At 64.7% G+C, this 22021-nt stretch carries 21 protein-coding genes and 1 tRNA gene; 13 read left to right on the forward strand and 9 right to left on the reverse strand.

From position 1 onward, the window contains the following. Positions 1 to 56: 56 nt before the first annotated feature. Positions 57 to 2120 carry an NAD-dependent DNA ligase LigA gene (gene ligA / locus FCF25_RS06610; RefSeq protein WP_137047806.1) on the forward strand — a complete coding sequence of 688 codons (2064 nt, stop codon included), beginning with the start codon at positions 57 to 59 and terminating at the stop codon, positions 2118 to 2120. Between the two features lie 58 nt (positions 2121 to 2178). Continuing rightward, positions 2179 to 2394, forward strand: a complete 216-nt coding sequence (locus FCF25_RS06615; protein WP_117593828.1) for a hypothetical protein — start codon at positions 2179 to 2181, stop codon at positions 2392 to 2394. Positions 2395 to 2426: 32 nt separating this feature from the next. Here FCF25_RS06615 and FCF25_RS06620 read toward each other — a convergent pair whose 3' ends face one another. From FCF25_RS06620 to FCF25_RS06630, 3 genes are all read right to left on the reverse strand, one after another. Then, positions 2427 to 3242, reverse strand: coding sequence for an ABC transporter permease subunit (locus FCF25_RS06620; protein WP_137047808.1), 816 nt, complete (start codon positions 3240 to 3242; stop codon positions 2427 to 2429). After that, a complete protein-coding gene (locus FCF25_RS06625; RefSeq protein WP_117593824.1) occupies positions 3239 to 4165 on the reverse strand; it encodes an ABC transporter ATP-binding protein in 927 nt (308 codons plus the stop codon). Before FCF25_RS06625 ends, FCF25_RS06620 begins: the two co-directional genes overlap by 4 nt. Before the next feature lie 127 nt (positions 4166 to 4292). Further along, positions 4293 to 4556, reverse strand: coding sequence for a hypothetical protein (locus tag FCF25_RS06630; RefSeq protein WP_117594211.1), 264 nt, complete (start codon positions 4554 to 4556; stop codon positions 4293 to 4295). Positions 4557 to 4706: 150 nt separating this feature from the next. Between FCF25_RS06630 and FCF25_RS06635 the strand changes: the two genes are divergently transcribed. Further along, a complete protein-coding gene (locus FCF25_RS06635; RefSeq protein WP_137047810.1) occupies positions 4707 to 6452 on the forward strand; it encodes an excinuclease ABC subunit C in 1746 nt (581 codons plus the stop codon). 231 nt (positions 6453 to 6683) lie between these two features. Further along, positions 6684 to 6920, forward strand: coding sequence for a hypothetical protein (locus FCF25_RS06640; protein ID WP_137047812.1), 237 nt, complete (start codon positions 6684 to 6686; stop codon positions 6918 to 6920). 83 nt (positions 6921 to 7003) lie between these two features. Here the strand turns inward: FCF25_RS06640 and mdh are convergent, their stop codons facing one another. Beyond that, a complete protein-coding gene (mdh, locus tag FCF25_RS06645) occupies positions 7004 to 7918 on the reverse strand; it encodes a malate dehydrogenase (protein WP_117593818.1) in 915 nt (304 codons plus the stop codon). Positions 7919 to 8112: 194 nt separating this feature from the next. On the opposite strand from mdh, the gene FCF25_RS06650 reads away from it, so the two are divergent. Continuing rightward, entirely contained in the window at positions 8113 to 8748 is a 636-nt protein-coding gene (locus tag FCF25_RS06650) for an Sjogren's syndrome/scleroderma autoantigen 1 family protein (RefSeq protein WP_137047814.1), read from the forward strand. Positions 8749 to 8833: 85 nt separating this feature from the next. On the opposite strand, the gene FCF25_RS06655 is transcribed toward FCF25_RS06650, so the two are convergent. The 3 genes from FCF25_RS06655 to FCF25_RS06665 all read right to left on the reverse strand — a co-directional run bounded on the left by FCF25_RS06655 (position 8834) and on the right by FCF25_RS06665 (position 12188). Then, positions 8834 to 9091, reverse strand: a complete 258-nt coding sequence (locus FCF25_RS06655; RefSeq protein ID WP_137047816.1) for a hypothetical protein — start codon at positions 9089 to 9091, stop codon at positions 8834 to 8836. A gap of 309 nt (positions 9092 to 9400) precedes the next feature. Then, positions 9401 to 11845: a DEAD/DEAH box helicase gene (locus FCF25_RS06660; protein ID WP_137047818.1), complete on the reverse strand. Its 2445-nt coding sequence runs from the start codon at positions 11843 to 11845 to the stop codon at positions 9401 to 9403. A gap of 97 nt (positions 11846 to 11942) precedes the next feature. Beyond that, entirely contained in the window at positions 11943 to 12188 is a 246-nt protein-coding gene (locus FCF25_RS06665) for a ferredoxin (protein WP_137047820.1), read from the reverse strand. Positions 12189 to 12311: 123 nt separating this feature from the next. Here FCF25_RS06665 and FCF25_RS06670 point away from each other — a divergent pair, with 123 nt between their 5' ends. The 4 genes from FCF25_RS06670 (at position 12312) to FCF25_RS06685 (ending at position 17536) form a co-directional block, all read left to right on the forward strand. Next, the gene (locus tag FCF25_RS06670) at positions 12312 to 14723 is read left to right on the forward strand and encodes an ATP-dependent DNA helicase (protein ID WP_137047822.1); all 2412 of its coding nucleotides are present in this window, start codon (positions 12312 to 12314) and stop codon (positions 14721 to 14723) included. Continuing rightward, a complete protein-coding gene (gene cgi121, locus FCF25_RS06675) occupies positions 14720 to 15214 on the forward strand; it encodes a KEOPS complex subunit Cgi121 (RefSeq protein WP_137047824.1) in 495 nt (164 codons plus the stop codon). The genes FCF25_RS06670 and cgi121 overlap by 4 nt, the downstream gene beginning before the upstream one ends. A 254-nt stretch (positions 15215 to 15468) precedes the next feature. Beyond that, the gene (locus tag FCF25_RS06680) at positions 15469 to 16674 is read left to right on the forward strand and encodes an MFS transporter (protein WP_117593805.1); all 1206 of its coding nucleotides are present in this window, start codon (positions 15469 to 15471) and stop codon (positions 16672 to 16674) included. A 70-nt stretch (positions 16675 to 16744) separates the two neighbouring features. Further along, positions 16745 to 17536: a TrmB family transcriptional regulator gene (locus FCF25_RS06685; protein ID WP_117593804.1), complete on the forward strand. Its 792-nt coding sequence runs from the start codon at positions 16745 to 16747 to the stop codon at positions 17534 to 17536. Positions 17537 to 17656: 120 nt separating this feature from the next. On the opposite strand, the gene FCF25_RS06690 is transcribed toward FCF25_RS06685, so the two are convergent. Together FCF25_RS06690 and FCF25_RS15765 are read right to left on the reverse strand one after the other, a co-directional pair. Further along, a tRNA-Gln gene (locus FCF25_RS06690) sits at positions 17657 to 17729 on the reverse strand. 208 nt (positions 17730 to 17937) lie between these two features. After that, positions 17938 to 18771: a homing endonuclease associated repeat-containing protein gene (locus FCF25_RS15765; RefSeq protein ID WP_174786369.1), complete on the reverse strand. Its 834-nt coding sequence runs from the start codon at positions 18769 to 18771 to the stop codon at positions 17938 to 17940. A gap of 313 nt (positions 18772 to 19084) precedes the next feature. On the opposite strand from FCF25_RS15765, the gene FCF25_RS06700 reads away from it, so the two are divergent. The 4 genes from FCF25_RS06700 to FCF25_RS06715 all read left to right on the forward strand — a co-directional run bounded on the left by FCF25_RS06700 (position 19085) and on the right by FCF25_RS06715 (position 22018). Next, positions 19085 to 19480 (forward strand): hypothetical protein, encoded by a 396-nt coding sequence (locus tag FCF25_RS06700; protein WP_137047826.1) that lies wholly within the window; start codon positions 19085 to 19087, stop codon positions 19478 to 19480. Then, positions 19467 to 19715, forward strand: coding sequence for a HalOD1 output domain-containing protein (locus FCF25_RS06705; protein ID WP_137047827.1), 249 nt, complete (start codon positions 19467 to 19469; stop codon positions 19713 to 19715). Before FCF25_RS06700 ends, FCF25_RS06705 begins: the two co-directional genes overlap by 14 nt. 968 nt (positions 19716 to 20683) lie before the next feature. After that, positions 20684 to 21262: an IMP cyclohydrolase gene (locus tag FCF25_RS06710; RefSeq protein ID WP_137047829.1), complete on the forward strand. Its 579-nt coding sequence runs from the start codon at positions 20684 to 20686 to the stop codon at positions 21260 to 21262. A gap of 96 nt (positions 21263 to 21358) precedes the next feature. Next, the gene (locus FCF25_RS06715; protein WP_137047831.1) at positions 21359 to 22018 is read left to right on the forward strand and encodes a metallophosphoesterase; all 660 of its coding nucleotides are present in this window, start codon (positions 21359 to 21361) and stop codon (positions 22016 to 22018) included. Positions 22019 to 22021: the final 3 nt, after the last annotated feature.

A 22021-nucleotide genomic window follows, 5' to 3' on the forward strand; every position in this document is an offset into this window, starting at 1 on the left:
TGACGAACGAGCGAAGTCTGACGCTTTTTATCGGAACGCCGACCAAGGGAGAGGTAATGAGCGACGAGTCGTCGAATCCGTATCTCCGCGACCCATCGACCGAGTTCGAGCCCGTCGAGGACCTCTCGGAGGACGAAGCCGAAACACAGGCCGAACAGCTACGCGAGGCCATCCGCGAGCACGACCACCGCTACTACGTCGAGAACGACCCGATCATCGCCGACCGGACGTACGACGCGCTGTTCGCGCGATTGCAGGAACTGGAGGACGAGTTCGGCCTGCAGACCGACGACAGCCCGACGCGTCGCGTCGGCGGCGAACCGATGGACGGGTTGGAGACGGTCGAACACGTCGCCCCCATGCTCTCTATCGACCAGAGCGTCGAGGCCGACGACGTTCGAGCGTGGGCCGACCGCGTCCGCTCGGAGGTCGGTGAGACCGAGTTCGTCTGCGAACCGAAGTTCGACGGCCTCTCGCTGGAAGTGATCTACGAGGACGGGGCGTACCGGCGGGCGGCGACCCGCGGCAACGGCCGCGAGGGCGACGACGTGACCGAGCAAGTCCGCAGAATCCGCTCGATTCCGTCGCGTCTCCGCGGCGACTACCCCGACGACCTCGCCGTCCGCGGCGAGGTGTTCATGCCCCGCGACGCGTTCCAGGAGCACAACAGAGCGCGCGTCGAGCGCGGCAAGGACCCCTTCGCCAACCCGCGCAACGCCGCCGCCGGGACGCTCCGCCAGCTCGACCCGAGCGTCGTCGCCGAGCGACCGCTCGACTGCTTCTTCTACGACGTTCTGCGCGCCTCTATCGACTTCGAGACGAACGCCGACGAGTACGAGGCGTTCGACGACTACGGGTTGAAGACGAACGACCGAATCGAGGTCATCGACGACATCGAAGACGTGATAGCGTACCGCGACCGGACGATGGGCGCCCGCGACGAGTTGAACTACGAGATCGACGGCGTCGTCATCAAGGTGAACGACCGCGAGAAGTGCGAGGAGTTGGGCGCGACGGCCCGCTCCATCCGCTGGGCGTTCGCCTACAAGTTCCCCGCGCGGACCGAGGTGACGACGGTTCAGAACATCGTCGTGCAGGTCGGACGCACGGGACGGCTCACGCCGGTCGCCCTCCTCGACCCAGTCGACGTCGGCGGCGTCACCGTCTCGCGGGCGACGCTGCACAACGCCGACGAGATAGCCGAACTCGGCGTCAGCGTCGGCGACAGAGTCCGTATCAAGCGGGCGGGCGACGTGATTCCCTACGTCGAGGAAGTCGTCGAAAACGGCGAGGAGGGTCACTTCGAGTTCCCCGAGCACTGTCCGGTCTGCGGGAGCGCCGTCGAACGAGACGGTCCCATCGCCTACTGCACCGGCGGACTCGCGTGCGACGCCCAACTCGAACGCGCCATCGAACACTACGCGAGCAGGGACGCCCTCGACATCGAGGGACTCGGCGGCGAACGGGTCCAGCAGTTGCTCGACGCCGGCCTCGTCGAAAGCCTCCCCGGTCTCTACGACCTCACGCGCGAGGAACTCGCCGAACTCGACGGCTGGGGGGAGACGAGCGCCGACAACCTCGTCTCGGAACTCGAAGCCGCGAAGGCGCCGGCTCTCCCGGAGTTCCTGACCGCCATCGGCATCCCCGACGTGGGACTGGCGACCGCGCGCGACCTCGCCAACGAGTTCGGGAGCTTGGACGCCGTGATGGACGCCGACGCCGAGGAGTTGGAGGCGGTCGACGGCATCGGGTCGACCGTCGCCGGAAAAGTTCGGGAGTTCTTCGAGAGCGAGGAGAACCGCGAGACCATCGCGGCGCTACGTGCGCGCGGCGTCGAACCACAGGAGTACGAAACGGAGAACGGCGGCGACGAACTCAGCGGATTGACGTTCGTGTTCACGGGCGCGATGTCGGTGACGCGCGACGAAGCCGAGGCGCTCGTGCAGGCGCACGGCGCAAATGCAACAGGAAGCGTCTCGGGCAACACCGACTACCTCGTCGTCGGCGACAGCCCCGGACAGTCGAAGTTGGACGACGCCGACGCGAACGACGTGCCGGTGCTAGAGGAGAACGAGTTCGCCGAGTTGCTGGCGGAGTACGACGTCGAGTACGAGCCGTAGCGCGGACGAGAGCGAGAAATAGATATATTAATCGTGATGTTGAACAGTGTCTCGGACGATGCTCGACGTGACGAATCCCAGACCCGCGAAGTCGAGTACGCTGCGAGCCGTCGGGTTCGTCTACTTCGCGGCGTTGCTCGTCGCCGCCGTACTGCTCCAGACGTTCGCACCCCCGCCACTGGCGGTCCCGCTGTTTCTGGTCGTCGGGGTAGTGGTCTCGATGCCGTGTTTCCGCCTGTTTCGGCGTCTCGGTTCGGACGACCGCCGAGAGTGAACGGCACGTAGAGACGCGCGACCGTCGTCGCCTCAGAGGTCGGCCGCGTCGAACCGCAGGAAACCGAGAAGCGGCGGCACCGCGAGCCACACCAGGAGCATCCCGGCGGCGGCGAGTTGCAGCCGCGCGCTCTGTCCGGCGAACAGCTGTCCGCCGAGGAACGCCTCGGAGATGATTTTGAACGCCGCGTTCGGGTTCAGCAGTTGGAACGCGGTGAACAGGTCCTGACCGGAGACCGGGAGCCACGACGGCCCACCCCCCATCCCGAGGTACAGCTGCAGCGGGAAGCGAACCGCCCCCCACAGCGGGACGAACAGGAAGTACAGGGCGATAGCGCCGGCGACGGCGAGTCGCTGCGAGGACATCGCCGCGGAGAAACCGACGGCGATGGCGACGAACACCACACCGAGGAACACCGTCAGGAGCGTGTAGCCGACGTACGAACCGGCGTCGAACTGCAGCGGGCCGAGCGCCAGCAGAAGCGCCGGGACGATGAACCCGACGACGATGGGCACCGCCAACGCCAGCGAGCGGCCGGCGACTTTGCCGAACACCACGTCGGCGCGGGAGTGCGGCAGCGAGAGCAGGAGCTTCAGAGAGCCCGAGTCGCGTTCGCCGACGACGGCACCGTAGGCCATCACGAGCGCGATGAGCGGGATGAGCGTCGTTACGACCGTCCCGCTGACCATCCCGAGCAGTTGGTTGGAGCTGAACGTCTGACCGGGACCGGGGCGGACGAAGTACGCCGCGGCCGCGATGAGCAGCACGAAGAACGCGGTGAGACCGAGCACCCACCGCGAGCGGACGGCGTCCTCGAAATCCTTCTGCGCGATCGCTTGCCAGCTCATGCCGACACCTCCCGTTTCTCCTCGCTCTCGGTGTACGCGAGGAACAGGTCCTCCAGCGACGCCGACTGCGTCTCGAAGTCTCGAACCGTCACGCCCTGGTCTTCGAGCGCGGCGATGACTGTCGTCTTCGCGCCGCTGTTACAGGAGACGGTGACGGTGCCGCCGTCGGTCGTCGCGCCCGAGACGCCGTCGAGCGCGCGGACGGCGTCGAGGTCGTCCTGACTGGCGCTGTCGACGGTGAGTACGAGCGTCTCGTCGCCGCCCGCCGCCTCGCGGAGGCTCTCGATGCTGTCCTCGGCGATGAGTTCGCCCTCGCGCATGATGCCGACGCGGTCGCAGACGGACTCGACCTGTCCCAACACGTGACTGGAGAAGAACACGGTCGCGCCGCGGTCGGCCTCGCTGCGCACGATGTCGCGCATCTCCTTGGCTCCGGCGGGGTCCAGACCCGACGAGGGTTCGTCGAGGATGAGGAGGTCCGGGTCGCCGACGAGCGCCATCCCGAGCGCGAGGCGCTGGCGCATCCCCTTCGAGTAGCCGCCCGCCTTCCGGTCGGCGGCGTCGGAGAGACCGACGCGCGCGAGCATCTCGTCGGGGGAGACGTCGACTTCCTTCGAGCGGATCGCGAACTCGATGTGTTTACGCCCCGTGAGGCGGTCGTACACGTCGAATCCCTCCGGGAGCACGCCGGTTCGCTGCCGGACGGTGACGCTCTCGCGCTGGGCGTCGTGGCCCAGCACGCGGACCGTCCCCGAGGTGGGGCGGACGAAATCCAACAACATGTTTATCGTCGTCGATTTCCCCGCGCCGTTCGGTCCGAGGAAGCCGAACACCTCGCCCTCCGAGACCGTGAGGTCGAGGTCGCGGACGGCGGTCACGTCGCCGTACCGCTTGGTCACGTCCGACAGTTCGATAGCTGGCATGGTGCGGGCTTGCCGCGGTCCAAAATAAAGTGTTTTGGGTTCCGTGTTACCGTGGTTCGTGATGATTTCGCGGGGCCGTTTCACGGCACAGCGGCCGTACGACCGCCGCAGAACCCCGATGAGGGAGTCACACCTCGTCGTCGGGAGCGTGCGACTCCGCCATCCGCTCGGCCTCCGTCGCGTAGCGCTCGCGACGTTCCGGGTCGTCTATTCGTTCGAGGTTCTCCGGGTCGACGTCGACGGCGGCGGTCACGTCGTACTTGTCGATGACGGTGACCGCGAGCTCCTTTCGGTAGCTTCGCTCGCCGTCGAGCGTCGCGTACGTGAGGACGATGAGGTCGCGGTCGGTGTAGTCGCGCTCGACGAACCAGCAGCGGACGGAGTCGGCCATGACGCCACGTTCGGGCGACGACGGTTTGTAGGTGGCGGGAGGGACCGAGTCGGTCCCCAGGCCCGCGAACCGGCCCGCCGCGACGACGGTCCCGGTCGAGTCGAACCGAACGCGTCACCCTCAAGCCCGTTCGCGCCCAACCGCAGACGAATGGACGCGAGCGGCGTTCGCGAACGCGTAACCGAGTTACCGAGTGAGCCGGGCGTCTACCAGTTTCTGGCCGACGACGCCGTCCTCTACGTGGGGAAGGCCGTCGACCTGAGAAGCCGCGTCCGGTCGTACGCCGACCCCCGAAGCGACCGCATCCGGCGGATGGTCCGGCGGGCCGACGGAGTCGACTTCGCCGTCACCGACACCGAGACGCAGGCGCTGCTGCTGGAGGCGAACCTCATCAAGCGCCACCAGCCCAAGTACAACGTCCGCCTCAAGGACGACAAGTCCTACCCGCTGGTCCAGTTGACCGACCACCCCGTCCCGCGGATCGACGTGACGCGCGACCCCGAGGAGGGAGCGACGGTGTTCGGACCGTACACCGACAAGGGGAGGGTGGACGTGGTCGTGAAGGCGCTCCGCGAGACCTACGGCGTCCGCGGCTGTTCGGACCACAAGTACAGCGGACGCGACCGACCCTGTCTCGACTACGAGATGGGTCTCTGTACGGCCCCCTGTACCGGCGAGATATCGGAGGAGGCGTATCGGGAGGACGCGGACTCGGTCGTACGGTTCTTCGAGGGCGAGACGGGCGTACTCGCCGACCCGCTCCGGCGGGCGATGGAGGAAGCCGCGCAGAATCGGGAGTTCGAGCGCGCCGCGAACCTCCGCGACAAACTCGACGCCGTCGAGTCGTTCCACGGCGGCGGCGGCGAGGCCGTCTCCGGGCGGAGTCGTGAGCGCGAAGTCGACGTTCTCGGCGCGGCCATCGAGGGCGACACGGCGACCGTCGCCCGCCTGCACAGCGAACGCGGACAGTTGGTCGACCGGTCTCGGCACCGTCTGCAAGCGCCCGAGGGCGAGGACAGAGTCGCCGAGGTTCTCTCGGCGTTTATCCCCCAGTACTACGCCGAGCGCCGGCTTCCCGACGCGCTGTTGCTCTCGGAGCGACCCGAAGACGGCGAACTGCTGGCGTGGCTCGAAGCCGAGGGCGTCGGCGTCCGCGTCCCGGGCGCGGGCCGGGAGGCGAAACTCGTCGAACTCGCGCTGAAGAACGCCCGACGCGGCCCCGCCCGCGGCGACGAACTCGGCGCACTGGCGGACGCGCTCGGCATTCCGCGGCCGACGCGCATCGAGGGGTTCGACGTGAGCCACGCGCAAGGGAAAGCCGTCGTCGGCAGCGACGTCTGTTTCGTGGAAGGTAGTGCGGAGAAATCCGACTACCGGCGGAAGAAGCTCCCCGACAGAAACGACGACTACGCGAACATGCGGGAGTTGATTCGCTGGCGGGCCGAACGCGCCGTCGAGGGCCGCGACGACAGACCTGACCCCGACCTGCTGCTCGTCGACGGCGGCGACGGCCAGTTGGGCGCGGCGCGGGACGCGCTTCGGGAGGTCGGCTGGGACGTTCCCGCCATCGCGCTGGCGAAGGACGAGGAGTTGGTCATCACCGACTCGGGGGTGTACAACTGGCCGAGCGACGCCCCGCACCTCCACGTGCTCCAGCGCGTCCGCGACGAAGCCCACCGATTCGCCGTCTCCTATCACCAGACGCTTCGCGACGACGTGAAGACCGTCCTCGACGACGTTCCCGGCGTCGGACCGGCGACGCGACGGAATCTGCTCAGACGTTTCGGGAGTGTCGACAACATTCGCACGGCGTCGGCGGACGACCTCCGCGACGTGCCGGGCGTCGGCGAGAAGACGGCGACGGCGCTCAAACGGCGGCTCTCGGGCGGGCAGTAGCAAACGGACCGATAGTGGACGAACGGACCGATAGTGGGCGAACGGACCGATAGTGGGCGAACGGACCGGTTTTCCAGTCGGTCGGTTCCGACGGCGCTGAGGCGCCACTCGCTCCGGACGCTCACCCCGCCGGTGACTCTCCCGCCGTTTCGGCCGTTTAGTCGCCGAGAACGCGAGAATAGGCATTGGTTTCGAGCGAGTCGGGTCTGCTTACCGTCGAGTAGTCGGCGTATGTCGTTATACCCGGTCGGCGTAGCGACGGGTGTGATTCCGATGCTCCACGCCGCAGCGACCGTCCCGCTCTCCGGAGTCGTCGCGGGCCTCGACCAGTTGAACCAGACCGGGTTCGAGTTGGCCGTCGGGACGGGCGTTCTCGTCTTCTGTCTGCTGATGTGCGGTCACACCGCCGTCGGCTACGTCCGCGCCCGGCGTCGACAGGCGCGTCTGTTGGAACAACTGATACGGTAGCAGCGGCCCACTCGACCGACACTCGGCGTCGGTAGCGGCGAGGCGCAAAAAACGCGGGAGAATCGACCGCCGTCGAGTCGCAGTTACGCGATTTTGTCGTACTGGTCGCGGAGTTTCTCGGCGGCGTCGTCCATGAGATCCCGCTCGTACTCGTCGAGGTCCCAGTCGACGACTTCGACGACTCCCTCCGAGCCGAGTTTGACCGGGACGCCGAAGGCGGTGTCCTCGTAGCCGTACTCGCCGTTGAGGACGAGACTGGCCGGCAGAACCTCGCCGGTGTCGCGGAGGACCGCTTCGACCATGTGAGCGACGCCCGTCGCCGGACCCCACTGGGTCGCGCCCTTTCGGCTGATGACGTCCATCGCCGACTCCTGGAGGTCGGAGAGAATCTCCTCCTTCTCGTCGTCGGTGAACTCGGGGTCGCGGCCGTCGACGCGGACTTTCGAGAAGACGGGCACCTGCGCGTCGCCGTGTTCGCCGAGAATCGTCGCCTCGACGTTCTTCACGGGGGCACCGAACCGCTCCGAGAGCACGTAGCGGAAGCGCGCCGAGTCGAGGCGGCCGCCGAAGCCGATGACCTTGTGGCGGTCGCGGTCGCCGGCCTCGTAGAGGTGGCGGTTCAGCAGGTCGACCGGGTTCGAGGTGGTGATAGAGACGAAGTCGTCGTTGTACTCCGCGAGCGAGGAGCCGATATCCTCCATGATGGGCGCGTTGTCGCCCGCGAGGTCGATGCGAGTCTGGCCCTCCTTGCGCGGGATGCCCGCCGTGATGACGACGACGTCGGAGCCCTCGGTGTCCTCGTAGCCGCCCTGTCGGACGACGGTGTTCGAGTCGTAGGCGACGCCGTGGTTCGTGTCGGCGGCCTGGCCGACCGTCTTGTCCTCCATGTCCGGGATGTCGACGAAGACGAGTTCGTCGGCGATGTCCCGCAGCGCGATGTTGTATCCAGCGGCGGCGCCCACCGTCCCGGCGGCACCGACCACGCTCACTTTCGTCATACCACGTAAATCTGACCGCGGAACGCGATTAAACGCTTCGGAACCCCCCACAAAACCCGACTGACCCGAATTCGTGGTTCGTCGATCGTCGAAATTCGACGACGGTTGCCGGCGGGGGACGGACGCTGGTCCCGTCGTCGCCGCGGGACTGTTCCCCGGTGACTTTTTCGGCACAGGAGACCTTGTGCCGCGATATGAGCGAGTTCGACAAGGAAGCGGAGCGAGAGAAACTCCGAGAGAAGTTCGCCCGCGACGAGGAGAAGCGCAAATCCACCCAGCGGATGAGCGAACTCCTCCTCAAGGGCGCGACGATGACGAACAGACACTGCGACACCTGCGGCGACCCCATCTTCCGCTATCAGGGTCAGGAGTTCTGTCCGACGTGTCAGAACGCTCGAGTCGCGGAGTCGGGCGGGGCGGCCGGTTCGACCGAATCGGCACAGTCCGAAGCGACCGCCGACGGAACGCAGCCGGAGCAGGAAGCCAGAGGCGACACCGACGAAAGCGACGAAGTCGAAGTCACACCGGAACCGCCGCAGCCGGGAGAACCGTCGACGACTCGGCGCGCGTCGGCCGACGAGAGTGAGGCCGCTTCACCCACCCGACAGTCTCTCTCGCCGTCCGCCGCGTCGGTGGACGCTCGAACCACGACGACGGAGCCGGCGTCGCAGTCGACGTCGGGTGACTTGAGCGACGCACGCGCCGCGCTGGTCCGAACGGTGACGCGCTACGCCACCGCCGCCGAGTCCGCCGAGGACCCACGACGGGCAAAAGAGCTGTTGTCGGCGGCCAGAGAGGCGGCGGAGACGCTCTCGGCGTTGAACCGATAGCGCGACGGTCGAACCGAGCCGAGGGCGGGTTTCGAAACCCTACTCTCTCGACGGACCACGGGGCGAACATCGCGCCGAAACGCCCTCAGTCGGTCGTCGACGCGTTTCGTGCCGACCGATTCCGCCGGTCGACGGGGTCGGTTCCGTCGAAGTCGGCGCCGTCGAAGTCGGCGACGACGGTCGGCCGCGCGAGTTCGCTTCCGGAACAGGGGTTCGGGACTGTCACCGTCTCGTGTTGCGGTGGCCCGTACAACGGTTCCGAGGTGTTCGATTCCGTCTCGTGCTGTGCGGGACCGTACAGCGCCATCTCTTCGCTCGAATCGAACGAGTCGTGAGATGCCATCTTCCTGAGTCGTGGGCGAGTTGCAGCCCGTGAACTGCTGCAAGTCTTGGTATTCGAACAAACGGTGCGTTCAGGTGGGGTGAGATTCCGCGTCTCGATAGTGTGGCGTGAAGGTGTATCGACTCCGTTCGGTCGGACGTGTCCGCTCGCTGCCGCCGTAGAGTAGTCTCTCTTCCGACCAGTAGCGTTCGTGTTGCGGAGGTCCGTACCGCGAAGCGTCGTCCGACCACACCATGCTACTGAGTCCCAGACCGAGCTATTTGAGCCTTACTCCGGAACGCCGTGTAGCCCCTAGGGGACCTAATACGCCTAGTAGTCGCTTCCGACGACTTCGCGGATGCGGTCGGCCGTCACCTCGCCGACGCCGTGGACCTCCAGCAGTTCGTCTTTCGAGGCGATCATCACGGCTTCGACGGAGCCGAAGTGTTCCAACAGCGCCCGCGCCGACACCGGACCGATGTCGGCGATGGAGCTGACGACGTACTCCTGCTGTTCGTCGAGCGTCTTCGCGCTCTTCTCGCCGTGGACGTTGACCGACCGCTCGGCGCTCACCTGCTCGCGGGTGGCGACGACCTCCAGCAGGTCGGCGGTGTCCTTCTCGTCCTCGGTCCGGAGGACGCTCACCCCGAAGTCGACGGCGAGACTGGAGAGCGCGCCGCGAATCGCGTTCGGATGGACGTTTCGCTCCTCGTAGAGGCGGTCGCCCTCGATGACGACGATGGGCCGCGAGTAGTGTCTCGACATGTCGGCGACCTGCTCGAACAGCGAGCGGTCGCCGCCGGTGAGCGTGTCGAGGAAGTCCGACACCGACTTGCGCTCGACGGCGACGCGGTCCGAGAGCACGTAGTCGCCGACGGCGAGCGTCTCCAGTCGGGTCCTGACTCCCTCGCGCGTCGAGAGGTCGCGGGCGATGGTCGAGTCGAGTTCGCGCTGGTCGGCGACGATCTCGACGACGTCCTCGTCGTCGCCGCTGTCGGCGGTGGCGACGACGCCGTCCGAGTCGTCGGTGTCGTCCTCGTCGGCGGTCACTCCCTCGTCGTCCGCGCCGTCGACCGTCGCACTGTCGACCGTCGAGCCGTCCCCGTCGGACGCGGAGAACTCCGTCAGGCCGGGTTGCAACCGTTTCTCGCGGGCGGCCGAGCCGCTCTCTCCGCCCGCACTTCCCTCGAAAGCGTCGAGACTCTGCTGGGAGTCGTCGAGTTCGTCTTCGACCTCGTCGGCGACGCCCTTCAGTTTCTTCAACTCGTCTTCCATCTGGCTCTCTTTGCGTCGGGAGATCCAGAAGTACGCCTCGTCGCGGGTGTCTTCGGCCATGAGGACGACGACTCGACCTTCGGTCTGGCGACCGGTTCGGCCCTTCCGCTGGATGGAGCGAATCGCCGTCGGGACGGGTTCGTAGAACAGTACGAGGTCGACCTCGGGCACGTCGAGACCCTCCTCGGCGACGGAGGTCGAGACGAGCACCTCGAACTCGCCGGCTCGGAACGCGTCGAGCGTCTCCTGCTGTTCCTTCTGGGTCATCCCGTCGGAGCCCTCCTTGTCGCCCTGGCCGACGAAGCGCCGCGTGTCGAAGCTCCCCGAGAGGAAGTCGGTCAGAGCTTCGGCGGTGTCCCGGGACTCGGTGAAGACGATGACGCGCTCGCCGCCGCCGAGACCCAGCGTCTCGGCGAGGAGGATGCGCGTTTTCGAGAACTTCGGATGGAGTTCGTCGAACGACTCGGCCAGTCGCATCGCCTCTCGGACCTTGGGTTCGGCGACGAGGCGCTGGCTCGCCTTCGACGCGCCCGACGAGCGAGCGGCGTTTCGCTGGCGCTCGAAGTATCTCCGGACGGATTCGACGCTCTGCGTCTCGACGAGTTCGACCGCCCGCCGGAGTTTCATCACCTCCGCGTGGACGGACATCCCCTTGTAGCCGTCGCCGTCGTCGGCGTTGATCATCTTCTGCAACTCGGCGCGGATGCCGTTCAGCTGCTTCTGGGAGATGTCGGGGCTCGTCGCCCGCGTCACGCCGAGCGACTTGAGTTTGCTCAACCGGTCTTTGATGACCTCGTTGAGCGCGTCGCGGATAGTCAGAATCTCCTCGGGGAGGCTGATTCGCTCCCACTCCACCTCCGTGTCGTAGGTGTACTCGGCCACGTCGGCGTCGTCTTCGGTCATCACCGTCACGTCGACGAGGCCGAGGTTCTCACAGACGGTGAGGATATCCTCCTTGTCGCCGCCGGGTGACGCGCTCATGCCGGTGACGAGCGCGTTCTCCGCATCTTGGTGGTAGCGCTCGGCGATGTAGACGTACGCGTAGTCGCCGGTGCCGCGGTGGCACTCGTCGAAGGTGAGATGCGTGACGTCGGCGAGGCTCACTCTGCCGCCGACGAGGTCGTTCTCGACGACCTGAGGGGTAGCGATGACGATTTGAGCCTCGTCCCACAGCGCCGCCCGGTCGTCGGGGCGGACGTCGCCGGTGAAGACGACGATGTCGTCGTCGGGTATCGACAGGGCTTCGCGGTAGAAGTCGGCGTGCTGCTGGACGAGCGGTTTCGTCGGCGCGAGGAGGAGCGATTTGCCGCCGACTTCGGCGAGGCGTTCGGCCGTGACGAGGAGGCTGACCGTCGTCTTCCCGAGCCCCGTGGGGAGGCAGACGAGCGTGTGAGCGTCGCGTGCAGTGCCGGCGAGTTGTATCTGGTAGAGCCGGCGCTCGATGAAACTGGGGGCGAGAAGCGGGTGGTCGACGTACGCGACCTCGTCGGAGGCGGCCATCGGGGCCCGCTTCGTCGTTCTCTCGGATAAGCGTTCGTGAACCGCGGTGAAAGTAGAGCGAGCGGGTGGCGACGCCGCCTGACCCCGTCTGCGGCGTCTACGGGACGAGCTGCTCGCCGTCGTCGTCGTACACTCTGATGGCGTCGACGGGGCAGACGCGGGCGGCGAACTCCGCATCGAACTCCGCGTCTTCGGGCACGTCTCGGACGAACAGCTGGTCGTCGACCTCCTCGCTGTCTTCGAGGTCGGCTTTCCCCTCGTCCATGTTCTTCTGGAACGCCTCCCACTCGTCGACGCACTGGTACATCCCGATGCAGGTGTCGCGGTCGAACTCGATTCGCATAGGGAGAGTTCGATAGTCGGTTACATAGCAATGACGACGCGCCCACGCTCGAAGACCGACGTTGGTCTCCACTTTCGCCTCGCTCCCGACAGTTTAAACCGGAGGACGCGCCAACTCCGTCCAATGAAGACCGCGGACCTCACGGGTCTGCCGGCGGGCGTTCCGGAGTTCTTCCACGACGGAGGAATCGAGGAGCTCTATCCGCCGCAGGCCGAAGCCGTCGAGGCGGGCGTCACCGACGGCGAGAGCCTCGTCGCCTCCATCCCCACCGCCTCGGGGAAGACGTTCATCGCCGAGCTCGCGATGCTGTCGAGCGTCCAGCGCGGCGGGAAAGCCCTCTACATCGTCCCGCTTCGAGCGCTCGCCTCCGAGAAGAAGGCCGAGTTCGAGCGATTCGAGCAGTTCGGCGTCGACGTCGGCGTCTCCACGGGTAACTACGACTCGACGAGCGAGTGGCTCGCGACTCGGGACATTATCGTCGCGACTAGCGAGAAAGTCGACTCGCTCGTCCGCAACAACGCGTCGTGGATTTCGGACCTGACCTGCGTGGTCTCCGACGAAGTTCACCTCGTCGACGACCGCCACCGCGGACCGACGCTCGAAGTCACCTTGGCGAAACTCCAGAAGATCAACCCCGGGCTACAGGTCGTCGCGCTCTCGGCGACCGTCGGCAACGCCGGAGAAGTCGCCGACTGGCTCGACGCGACGCTCGTCCGCTCGGACTGGCGGCCGATCGACCTGAAGACGGGCGTCCACTACGGCAACGCCATCAACTTCGACGACGGCAGCCAACGGGAGGTGAGCGTCGAGGGCAGCGAGAAGCAGGAGGCCGCGCTCGTCGCAGACACCCTGGAGGAGGGCGGTTCGTCGCTCGTGTTCGTCAACTCGCGGCGCAACGCCGAAGCCGCCGCGAAACGCCTCGCCGACGTCTCGGACGCCGCGCTCACCCCCGAGGAACGCGACGAACTCTCCGAGCTGGCCGCCGAGATTCGGGACGTCTCCGACGCCGAGACGAGCGCGGACCTGGCCCGAACCGTCGCCAAGGGCGCGGCGTTTCACCACGCCGGGCTCGCGCCCGACCACCGCAGCATCGTCGAGTCGGCGTTCCGCGACCGACTCATCAAAGTCGTGAGCGCGACGCCGACGCTCGCCGCCGGCGTCAACACGCCGAGTCGCCGCGTCGTCGTCCGCGACTGGCGGCGCTACGACGGCGAGTTCGGCGGCATGAAGCCGCTGAACGTCCTCGAAGTCCACCAGATGATGGGCCGCGCGGGCCGACCCGGCCGCGACCCCTACGGCGAGGCCGTCCTCTTGGCGAAGAACGCCGACGAGATGGACGAACTGTTCGAGCGCTACCTGTGGGCCGACCCCGAACCCGTGCGCTCGAAACTCGCGGCCGAACCCGCCCTGCGGACCCACGTACTCGCCACCGTCGCCTCCGGATTCGCCAACAGCAGAGAGGGACTGCTCGAATTCCTCGACCGGACGCTGTACGCGACGCAGACCGACGACGAGAGCCGACTCGAAGCGGTGACCGATTCGGTGCTCCGGTATCTGGAGGTCAACGAGTTCGTCGAGCGCGACGGCGACACGCTGCGGGCGACCGGCGTCGGCCACACCGTCTCGCGGCTCTACCTCGACCCGATGAGCGCCGCCGAGATCATCGACGGCCTGCGGGAGTGGGAGCGCAAGGGCGGGAAGAAAGCGAGCGAGGCGGGCGACGCGGCCGAGACGGGCGACGCGGCCGACGCCGGATTCGTCTCCGCGAGCGACCTGCGGGCCGACGAAGCGGCGTCCGAGTCGACGGGCGACGCCCCCCAACCGACCGCGCTCGGTCTCTACCACCTCGTCTCCCGAACGCCGGATATGTACCAGTTGTACCTCAAATCCGGCGACCGGTCGACGTACACCGAACTCTGCTACGAGCGCGAGAGCGAGTTCCTCGGGAACGTCCCCTCGGAGTACGACGACGTCGCCTTCGAGGACTGGCTGTCGGCGCTGAAGACGGCGAAGCTACTCGAAGACTGGTCCAAAGAAGTCGACGAGGACCGCATCACCGAGCGTTACGGCGTCGGTCCCGGCGACATCAGAGGGAAGGTCGACACCGCCGAGTGGCTGCTGGGCGCGGCCGAACAGCTCGCGGGCGAACTGGACTTGGGCTCGAACGTCGCCGTCCGCGAGGCGAAAAAGCGCATCGAGTACGGCGTTCGAGAGGAACTACTCGACCTGGCGGGCGTCCGCGGTATCGGTCGAAAACGCGCCCGTCGACTGTTCGAGGCGGGCGTCGAGAGTCGCGCCGACCTCCGCGAGGCCGACAAGTCCGTCGTCCTCGCGGCACTTCGTGGGCGTCGAAAGACGGCCGAAACAGTACTGGAGAACGTCGGTCGACGCGACCCGTCGATGGACGGCGTGGAAGCCGACGAGTCGGCAACGCCCGTCGAGTTCACGTCCGCGGGCGGAACTGCCTCCGCGTCGAGCGGTGCGAGTGGCGGCGACGGTAACGACGACCAGTCGAGTCTGGGTGATTTCGGATGAGACTCGTCGAGGGCGTCGCCGACGTCGGAGACGTCGACGCCGTCGTCGCCGCACTCGGCGACATCGCCGAGGAGTACGGGACGACCGTTCAGGCGTTCGACGCTCGCTACGTCGCCGACCGCGCGCACCTCGAACGAGCGGTCGAACTCGCCGACCGCGCAATCGAACGCGGCGAGAACGTCGCGCACGACCGCGCCGTCGAAATTCTGCTCTACGCGGCTGGACGACGCCAGATAGATCGGGCGTTCGAGATGGGGCTCCGAGAAGGCCGACTGCCGCTCGTGGTCGTGGTCGACGGCGGGGCGGAATCGGCGGCCGTCGATTCGGTCGTCGACGAACTACGTCTCGACGGGACGACGACGCTCGGCGAGTACGACAGAAACCGCCTCTTCGAGTTCTTCGAGATTACGGAACGGGAGTTGGAAGCGACCGACGGAACGGTCTCGGAAGCCGTCCGCGAGCGGGTCGCGTTGCTCGACGTCGAGAAGTGATTGTAAAGGATTTCGATTTCGAACAACCCCTTCGTTTCGACTGGAAACCGAGAGACTGCGTCGTGGTAATCTCGTGGAAGTGAAACGGGGCGACGGGCGCCGACTGCACGGAAACTCGTCTTCGAGCGCACCGTCGGTGAACTACCGGGGACCGACGCGAGAAGCGATAGTCGTATTTCCGTCGCCGATGTACTGACCGGACAGTCAGTTATGTATCCGACGAACCCGTCTTCGCCCGGAGGTCAGCGTCCGCGGTGAAGCGCCCGCAGACAGTCGTTCTCGCGGTCATCGCCAGCACGTTCTTCGTCGGGTTCGGCGGCGGCGTCATCTTCCCCATCCTCCCGAATCTCGGGGCGGTTCTCGGCATCTCGCCGTTTCTGGTCGGGTTGATCCTGAGCGCCAACCGTTTCGCCCGTATCGTGGCCAACGCCCCCGCAGGGGCGCTCGTCGACCGTATCGGCACCCGAAAACCCTTCGTCGCCGGCCTATTCGTGGAGGGGTTCGCCACGCTCGGCTACGTCGTCGCCGTCGAGTCGTCGCTGCCGGAGTTCTGGTTCCTCCTTGCGCGAGTTCTCTGGGGACTCGGCAGCGCCGCCGTCTTCGCCACCGCCTACACTATCGCCGCCGACGTGAGCGACGGTAGTTCCCGCGGGACGAACATGGGTGTCGTCCGCGGCGGCATCACGCTCGGGTTCCCCGCCGGACTCATCCTCGGCGGCATCGTGAGCGATGTGTACGGCGTCGGCGCGGCGTTCGTCGTCGCCGCCGCGTTCGCCATGTTCGCGGGCGTCATCGCCTACTGGCAGGTGCCGGAGACGCACATCACGACCGGGTCGTCGGCGAGCGCGCCGTGGGAGATCGACACGAGCACCCCCGCACTCACCGTCGGCTTCGTCAACTTCGGCCTCTTCTTCGCGTACCTCGGCGCGCTGTTCGCGACGCTCGTACTGTTCATCGAAGCGAACGAGATCAGCCTCCTCGGTTACGGGCCGCAAGGTGTCTCGGGGGTGCTGATGGCGGTGACCGTCGTCTCCGCGTCGGTGTTCATGCTCGCTGGGGGGAAAGTCAGCGACGACTACGGCGCTCGCGTTCCCGTGCTGATGGTGTTTCTCGTCGTCTCCTTCGTCGGCTTTCTCCTCCTCTCGCGGGCCTCCTCGCTCCCGACGCTCGTCGTCTCCTGTGTCTGCATCGGCGCGGGACAGGGCGGGACGAGCGGCCCGCTCATGGCGCTGCTGGCGGACCTCACGCCGACCGAGCGGATGGGCCGAGCGACGGGGACGAACAACGTGTTGGGCGATCTGGGCGGTGGTATCGGGCCGATGGTGTCGCTGCCGCTGGTCGAGACGGTCGGGTTTGAGCCGGTGTACGCGGCCTGTGCGGTGATTCCGCTCCTCGCCGGGTTTGTGCTTCTGGGCGGGGTGTACGCGAAGACGGGAAGCGTGAATCCGCAGACGGAGTGAGTGGCAACCCGGTGCGGCCGTGTTCTCGACGCTGTGTGGCCTTTTTACCCCTACCAAGTCAATTGTTACCATGGTCAGTTTCGAGGAGGAGCAGGCTGTAGCCGAAGCGCTCGACCGATTGCAAGACCTTGGGCTGTCCAAGTACGAATCTCAAACTCTCATCAATCTCGTCCGACTCGGGACGGGAACCGCACAAGATATCACGCGAATCAACGGTGTTCCGCGGACTCGCGTGTACGAATCCGCGGAGCGACTCCACGAATTGGGATTCATCGACATCCAGCACACGACGCCGCGAAAGTTCACCGTAATCTCCGAGGAGACGATCATCCGAATGCTCAACGTCAAACGCGAGAACACGATTACCGAACTCGCGGAGTGTCTAGAAGAGATCGGCCCCGCTCAACCACAGCGCGAACAGTTCGGCGTCTGGACGGTCACCGGACGTGAGGCGGTGTCATCCCGCATTAGTGAGTTCATCGCCGACGCTGACGAGCAGATAGTTTACATGACTATCGACGAACTGCTTACTGACGAACACCTCGACAGGCTTCGGGCTGCCGCAGATCGTGGTGTCGATATCTACTTGGCGGGGATTTCCGAAGAGGTCCAGAAACGCATCCAGGAAACGGTGCCGGCGGCCGAGCTATTCGAGACCCTCTGGGAATGGAGGGAGACGCCCGCTGGGAGCCTACTGATTACGGATGAAGAGACGGCGCTCGTGAGCGCGCTCGTGGACGGTGCCTCCACAACCGAAGATATCGAGGAGACGGCTATTTGGGGGGCCGGCAATCGAAACAGTCTCGTCGTCGTCCTACGGGCGATTTTTACTTGGCGACTCGACGGGAACCAGTCGTCTTGACATACACCCCGGGTGAATCCGTGAGCAGAGCGTCGACACATACACGCGTCTACGCCTGAGAAATCGTATCGTTGAGAGAGTTGAGACAGTCTCGACTCGAATTTGCGAAAGTAAGGAAAATAGTCCCACACGGATTCGAACCGCGGTCGTTGCCCCCAGAAGGCAACAGGATTGGCCACTACCCCATGGGACTTTTGGACATTCGTCAACTCGACACGTTCGTCGGTGACTCAGTCAGCATTCCTTCGTTGCGCGCTGACGCATATGAGTGTTGCGAAGTCACGTAATGGGCATAGAGACAGACACACACGGGCCAATGGAGCCTGGAAAGTCAGCTCAGAAGAAAGGTCGTCAGCTACCCACGACTGAAGTTGTGGGCTTCCGCCTCGAATCTGTGTGACTTAATCGTCGTCAGCGGGAGCGTGGGTGGGAGTCAGACTTCGAGTTCCAGGTTGGCTTACGTACCCAGTGGTGTTTTCGGGTTCACACTTATCGAGCGATTCGTTCTCACTGTCACCCGTTAGTTCGTTCTTACTTCGACCTCGTTTCCAGTTACCAGTTCGGTTACGGTGGTGGAGTTTCCGATGGCAGTTCGCACAGAGAAGTTCGCATTTTTCGATTTCTTCGCGAAGACGGGCCTTTCCGTAGCCGTAGGTGATCATTTTACTAATCGATTTCTCCTTCGTCTCGGGATCGAGATGGTGGAAGTCGAGACAGGCAGGATGGTGTTCAGAGCAGTCCGAACAGCCGTCAGAGGCTGCTTTGTATTCGAAGACCCACGCACGGATGTAGTCGCGACGACGTAGTGTGCGGGTGGCGTTCTGCTCACGGTTGCGGTAGTGCCAGCGTTGGTCGACGGAGAGAGTCGCCCACTCAGCGCGAATGGAGTCGTCGATATCGATGTCGTCGGGTGGGGGAGTGACGCGTGAGCCAGTCGAAGAATGCGTCTTTAATCCCGCTTCTTCTTTAGCGGCGTTCCAGCCGCCGAGCGTACGGATAATCGTCGCAGATGCGGGAGTGAGGCCGAGGGCTTCGTAATCGGCTTTGGAGGGGGAGTGACCGAGTTGGCGTGCGGCAGTACGGAGCGCGGAGAGACAGGCGTCTGTGGTCGTGTTTGTTTCGTCCGTCGTACTGACTTCGTTCGTCTGCCTACTGTCGGTGGGTAAGTCAGTGACCACGGAAGTGGTCGATACGGTCGTCTCAGTGGGTAGATTCGAGTTTCGGTGTTCGTTCATTCACTCACGTGGGACAGCCGTCAGTGGGTGCCCCGCACCCTGTGGGGGCCGATAAAATGGGCGTCGGTCGATAGGAGGGTCGAGGGAGGGAGACGGTGGTGTTTTAAAGATATCTGTCCGGACGAGGAAGCTCGATATGATGGTCCATGCGCGTGAAGGCCGACGTCGTAGGAGGATCACAGTACAGTTCGTTGCATCCTCACACTGGATTGGCTGGAATCGAAAGTATGCTACCGAAAATGACTGTTTGAATAGATGTAGTATATCACACAGTTTGACAATGGTAAAGTAAGATGGGCAATTCATCGAGAGTATGTCTACCAGCCCGTCTGAGGACTTGGAATGGGCCGAGCGGTGGGATCAGTTGTTCGACGCGATCTCCGCCGAGCCGCGGCGAGAGATTATTAAGTCGCTACTGGATGTGCCACAAGAGCGACGGCTCAGGTTGCCAGAGGCTGCAGAGTCCCCCAACCAATCGATAGACTCCGAGACGTTCGTAATTGAATTGCGCCATCATCACCTCCCCAAGCTGGCTGAAGGGGGGTACGTTCGCTGGGAACGCGAGACGTTCTGTGTCCAGCGTGGCCCCAACTTCGCGGAACCGGCATTCATCATCGAGAACGTGTTAGAGTCGACGGACGAGATTCCCGAGTCCTTGGTCACCAACTGTAGGGTTATCCAAGAGATGGTGGACAATGACCCGGCCTGAAATCGTCACCAGCGTTGTCAAAGCGGTGGCCGCCGTAGATAGGGTGGACCCGGCGAAACTCGATTCGCTTTACGAGTACATTGACCCGGAAATACTGAACAAATTATATGCGCAAGAGAGAGGCGAGTGGCGCTTTACGTTCCAATATTCTGATCACCAGATTACTGTGACCCACGACGAACGAATCTTTGTAGATGGCATCTTGCAGTCATCGGAGGTAGCGGTCAGAGAGTAGACCGTCCGTAGAGTGTTGAAAAACTCCGCCCTGAAAGGGTTCCGACGGAGTCTGTTGACGACACCGTAACCACCGACGTTTTCGACGCGAAGAGGTCAGAGATATGCGACTCCCCGTCGGCTGTCGTCTGCGACTCCATACTCGTAGCTGTCGGTCCAACGAGCGCGTGAGTGGGTTTCGACGCCTGTCGTTGGTTCGTTTCGAGTCATAATCGGCTCAAACCTCCGCAAGAAGACGTCTCTAGGCAAAATCGAACCGAGTATGAACGGCCTGTGACGGCCACGGTCGATTCCACGAAACGCGCTGAAACACCCGTCAGCTGGCTTTTGAGCACGAATCGCTATCGTTTCGTCGGTCCCCACCTCCTTCGCACTGAGAGCATCAGAGTGAAACCGCACGACGAGAACCGATTATGAAGATTTGACTTTGGATTCTGGCAGTGTTAACGTCGCGCTGGCGTTCACCGGTTCGACTCGCCAGTATCGGTTAGGGTCGACTATCATCTCTCTACGTGCTATTCTCGCGGTTTTCGTCGACTGTCGTCCACAATCGCCACGAAAGCGCGAAATTTCTGTGCGGTGTTTCGCTCTTCAGTATCGACCCGTCAGCGCTGCTGCTAACCGCTCTTGCGGAGGTTCGAGCCGATTATGAACATCGGATGGAGCATGCTCACGGACGTAGGGGTGCTCTCGGCGTCGGGAGAGTCGGTAACCCGTATCTGACAAAAATGGTAGAACAGAGACGGATAGGAGGTATCTCAAACGTTGCTTATGTGCCGTCTGAGACAAATGCGCGTCTCTCGCTGGCCTTCTTTCGATTAATCCACGAGCAGACGTCGACAGCGGCGTTTCCGATTCGTGGTGACCTACGTGCATCTCATGAACGGCAGTTCGGTCGAGAGAGCCGATGTTACGTACACCCGTGTATACATCGCCACCTATTTTACCGTTAGATGCCCACTTTCGTGCATGTACGTCGGACGCTTCATCGTCGTCGGACCGGGCATCGGTGCCTACCGAGTCTCCTCGCGGTCGTTCCCCGACAGACAGATAGTCGAACGCGACGGCGCGCTCACCGTCGCGCCGACGGCGGACGCCCCGGAGACGGACAACCCCTACATCTCGTACAACTGCGTGCGCGAGACCGGCAGCGGAGAAGTCGTCGTCGGCAACGGCTCGCAGGTCGACCCGATAACGGAGAAACTGGACCTCGGCTACCCCGCCCGCGACGCGCTCGTCGAGAGCTTACTCGCGCTCGACTACGAGAAGGACGACTACGACACGCCGCGAATCGCGGGCGTCGTCGGCGACGACGAGGCGACTATCGGCATCGTCCGCAGGGACGCGGTACTCGTGGAGGCCGTCGAGGAGGCGACGCTCGTCGCCACCTACGAGGAAGACAGTCCACGGGCGTTCGAGTTCGCGTCGACGACGGCCGAGGACGCCGCCCGCGAGGCGTACGACCTCGACTTCGAACACGCCGTCTGCGCGGCAGGCATCGCCATCTCCGGCGGCGATGGCGTCGAGACGGCCGTCGTCAACGACTGAGCGCCGCAGGCCCTCGCATCGAGCGCCGGTGACGACCGGTCAGAGAGCGTGAACGTGGCCGTCGAACACTAATGCCCTCGTGTCGTATCGAAGTGTATGCGGCTGGGTGTCCTCTCCGATATTCACGGTAATTTGGTCGCGCTCGATGCGGTTCTGTCAGATATGCCCTCCGTCGACGGCATCGTGTGCGCGGGCGACGTCGTCGGCTACAACCCGTGTCCCGCCGAGTGCGTCGAGCGACTCCGCGAGCGCGGGGTCCCGACCGTCCAGGGCAACCACGACCGCGCCGTCGCCGAGGATGTCGCGTTCCGGTTCAACGAGATGGCCCGCGCGGGCGTGGAGTTCGCCCGCGAACGGCTCGACGGCGAGCAGCTCGACTGGTTGGCGAGTCTACCGCAGCAGCGACTCGTCGCCGACCGCCGCGTCCGTCTGGTCCACGGTCATCCGGACAACCCGGACCACTACACCTACCCCGACGAGTTCATGCCCGAACTGCTCGACGACGAGGACGTGCTCGTGATGGGCCACACCCACGTCCAAGCGCACGAACTGTACGACGAGGGAATCGTGATGAACCCGGGCAGCGTCGGCCAACCCCGCGACGGCGACTCGCGGGCGGCGTACGCCATCGTCGATCTGGACGCGATGACCGTCGAGGAACGTCGCGTCACCTACGACATCGACGAAGTCGTCCGCGCCGTCGAGGCCGAGTGCCTCCCCGAACGCATCGGAACGCGACTGTACGAAGGGAAGTAGGGC

This window comes from Haloprofundus sp. MHR1, assembly GCF_005155585.1.
Classification (GTDB): Archaea; Halobacteriota; Halobacteria; order Halobacteriales; family Haloferacaceae; genus Haloprofundus; species Haloprofundus halophilus.

What these genes read in the sequence shown, in the direction of transcription:
- FCF25_RS06665 (WP_137047820.1), bottom strand. Translation starts at nt 12,188, where the DNA reads ATGCGAATCGAGTTCGACCGCGACACCTGCATCGGGATGTACCAGTGC.
- FCF25_RS06630 (WP_117594211.1), bottom strand. Translation starts at nt 4,556, where the DNA reads ATGGCCGACTCCGTCCGCTGCTGGTTCGTCGAGCGCGACTACACCGAC.
- FCF25_RS06635 (WP_137047810.1), top strand. Translation starts at nt 4,707, where the DNA reads ATGGACGCGAGCGGCGTTCGCGAACGCGTAACCGAGTTACCGAGTGAG.
- FCF25_RS06655 (WP_137047816.1), bottom strand. Translation starts at nt 9,091, where the DNA reads ATGGCATCTCACGACTCGTTCGATTCGAGCGAAGAGATGGCGCTGTAC.
- FCF25_RS06660 (WP_137047818.1), bottom strand. Translation starts at nt 11,845, where the DNA reads ATGGCCGCCTCCGACGAGGTCGCGTACGTCGACCACCCGCTTCTCGCC.
- FCF25_RS06620 (WP_137047808.1), bottom strand. Translation starts at nt 3,242, where the DNA reads ATGAGCTGGCAAGCGATCGCGCAGAAGGATTTCGAGGACGCCGTCCGC.
- cgi121 (WP_137047824.1), top strand. Translation starts at nt 14,720, where the DNA reads ATGAGACTCGTCGAGGGCGTCGCCGACGTCGGAGACGTCGACGCCGTC.
- FCF25_RS06670 (WP_137047822.1), top strand. Translation starts at nt 12,312, where the DNA reads ATGAAGACCGCGGACCTCACGGGTCTGCCGGCGGGCGTTCCGGAGTTC.
- FCF25_RS15765 (WP_174786369.1), bottom strand. Translation starts at nt 18,771, where the DNA reads ATGAACGAACACCGAAACTCGAATCTACCCACTGAGACGACCGTATCG.
- mdh (WP_117593818.1), bottom strand. Translation starts at nt 7,918, where the DNA reads ATGACGAAAGTGAGCGTGGTCGGTGCCGCCGGGACGGTGGGCGCCGCC.
- FCF25_RS06615 (WP_117593828.1), top strand. Translation starts at nt 2,179, where the DNA reads ATGCTCGACGTGACGAATCCCAGACCCGCGAAGTCGAGTACGCTGCGA.
- FCF25_RS06700 (WP_137047826.1), top strand. Translation starts at nt 19,085, where the DNA reads ATGTCTACCAGCCCGTCTGAGGACTTGGAATGGGCCGAGCGGTGGGAT.
- FCF25_RS06685 (WP_117593804.1), top strand. Translation starts at nt 16,745, where the DNA reads ATGGTCAGTTTCGAGGAGGAGCAGGCTGTAGCCGAAGCGCTCGACCGA.
- FCF25_RS06710 (WP_137047829.1), top strand. Translation starts at nt 20,684, where the DNA reads ATGTACGTCGGACGCTTCATCGTCGTCGGACCGGGCATCGGTGCCTAC.
- FCF25_RS06625 (WP_117593824.1), bottom strand. Translation starts at nt 4,165, where the DNA reads ATGCCAGCTATCGAACTGTCGGACGTGACCAAGCGGTACGGCGACGTG.
- FCF25_RS06705 (WP_137047827.1), top strand. Translation starts at nt 19,467, where the DNA reads ATGACCCGGCCTGAAATCGTCACCAGCGTTGTCAAAGCGGTGGCCGCC.
- FCF25_RS06715 (WP_137047831.1), top strand. Translation starts at nt 21,359, where the DNA reads ATGCGGCTGGGTGTCCTCTCCGATATTCACGGTAATTTGGTCGCGCTC.
- ligA (WP_137047806.1), top strand. Translation starts at nt 57, where the DNA reads ATGAGCGACGAGTCGTCGAATCCGTATCTCCGCGACCCATCGACCGAG.
- FCF25_RS06640 (WP_137047812.1), top strand. Translation starts at nt 6,684, where the DNA reads ATGTCGTTATACCCGGTCGGCGTAGCGACGGGTGTGATTCCGATGCTC.
- FCF25_RS06650 (WP_137047814.1), top strand. Translation starts at nt 8,113, where the DNA reads ATGAGCGAGTTCGACAAGGAAGCGGAGCGAGAGAAACTCCGAGAGAAG.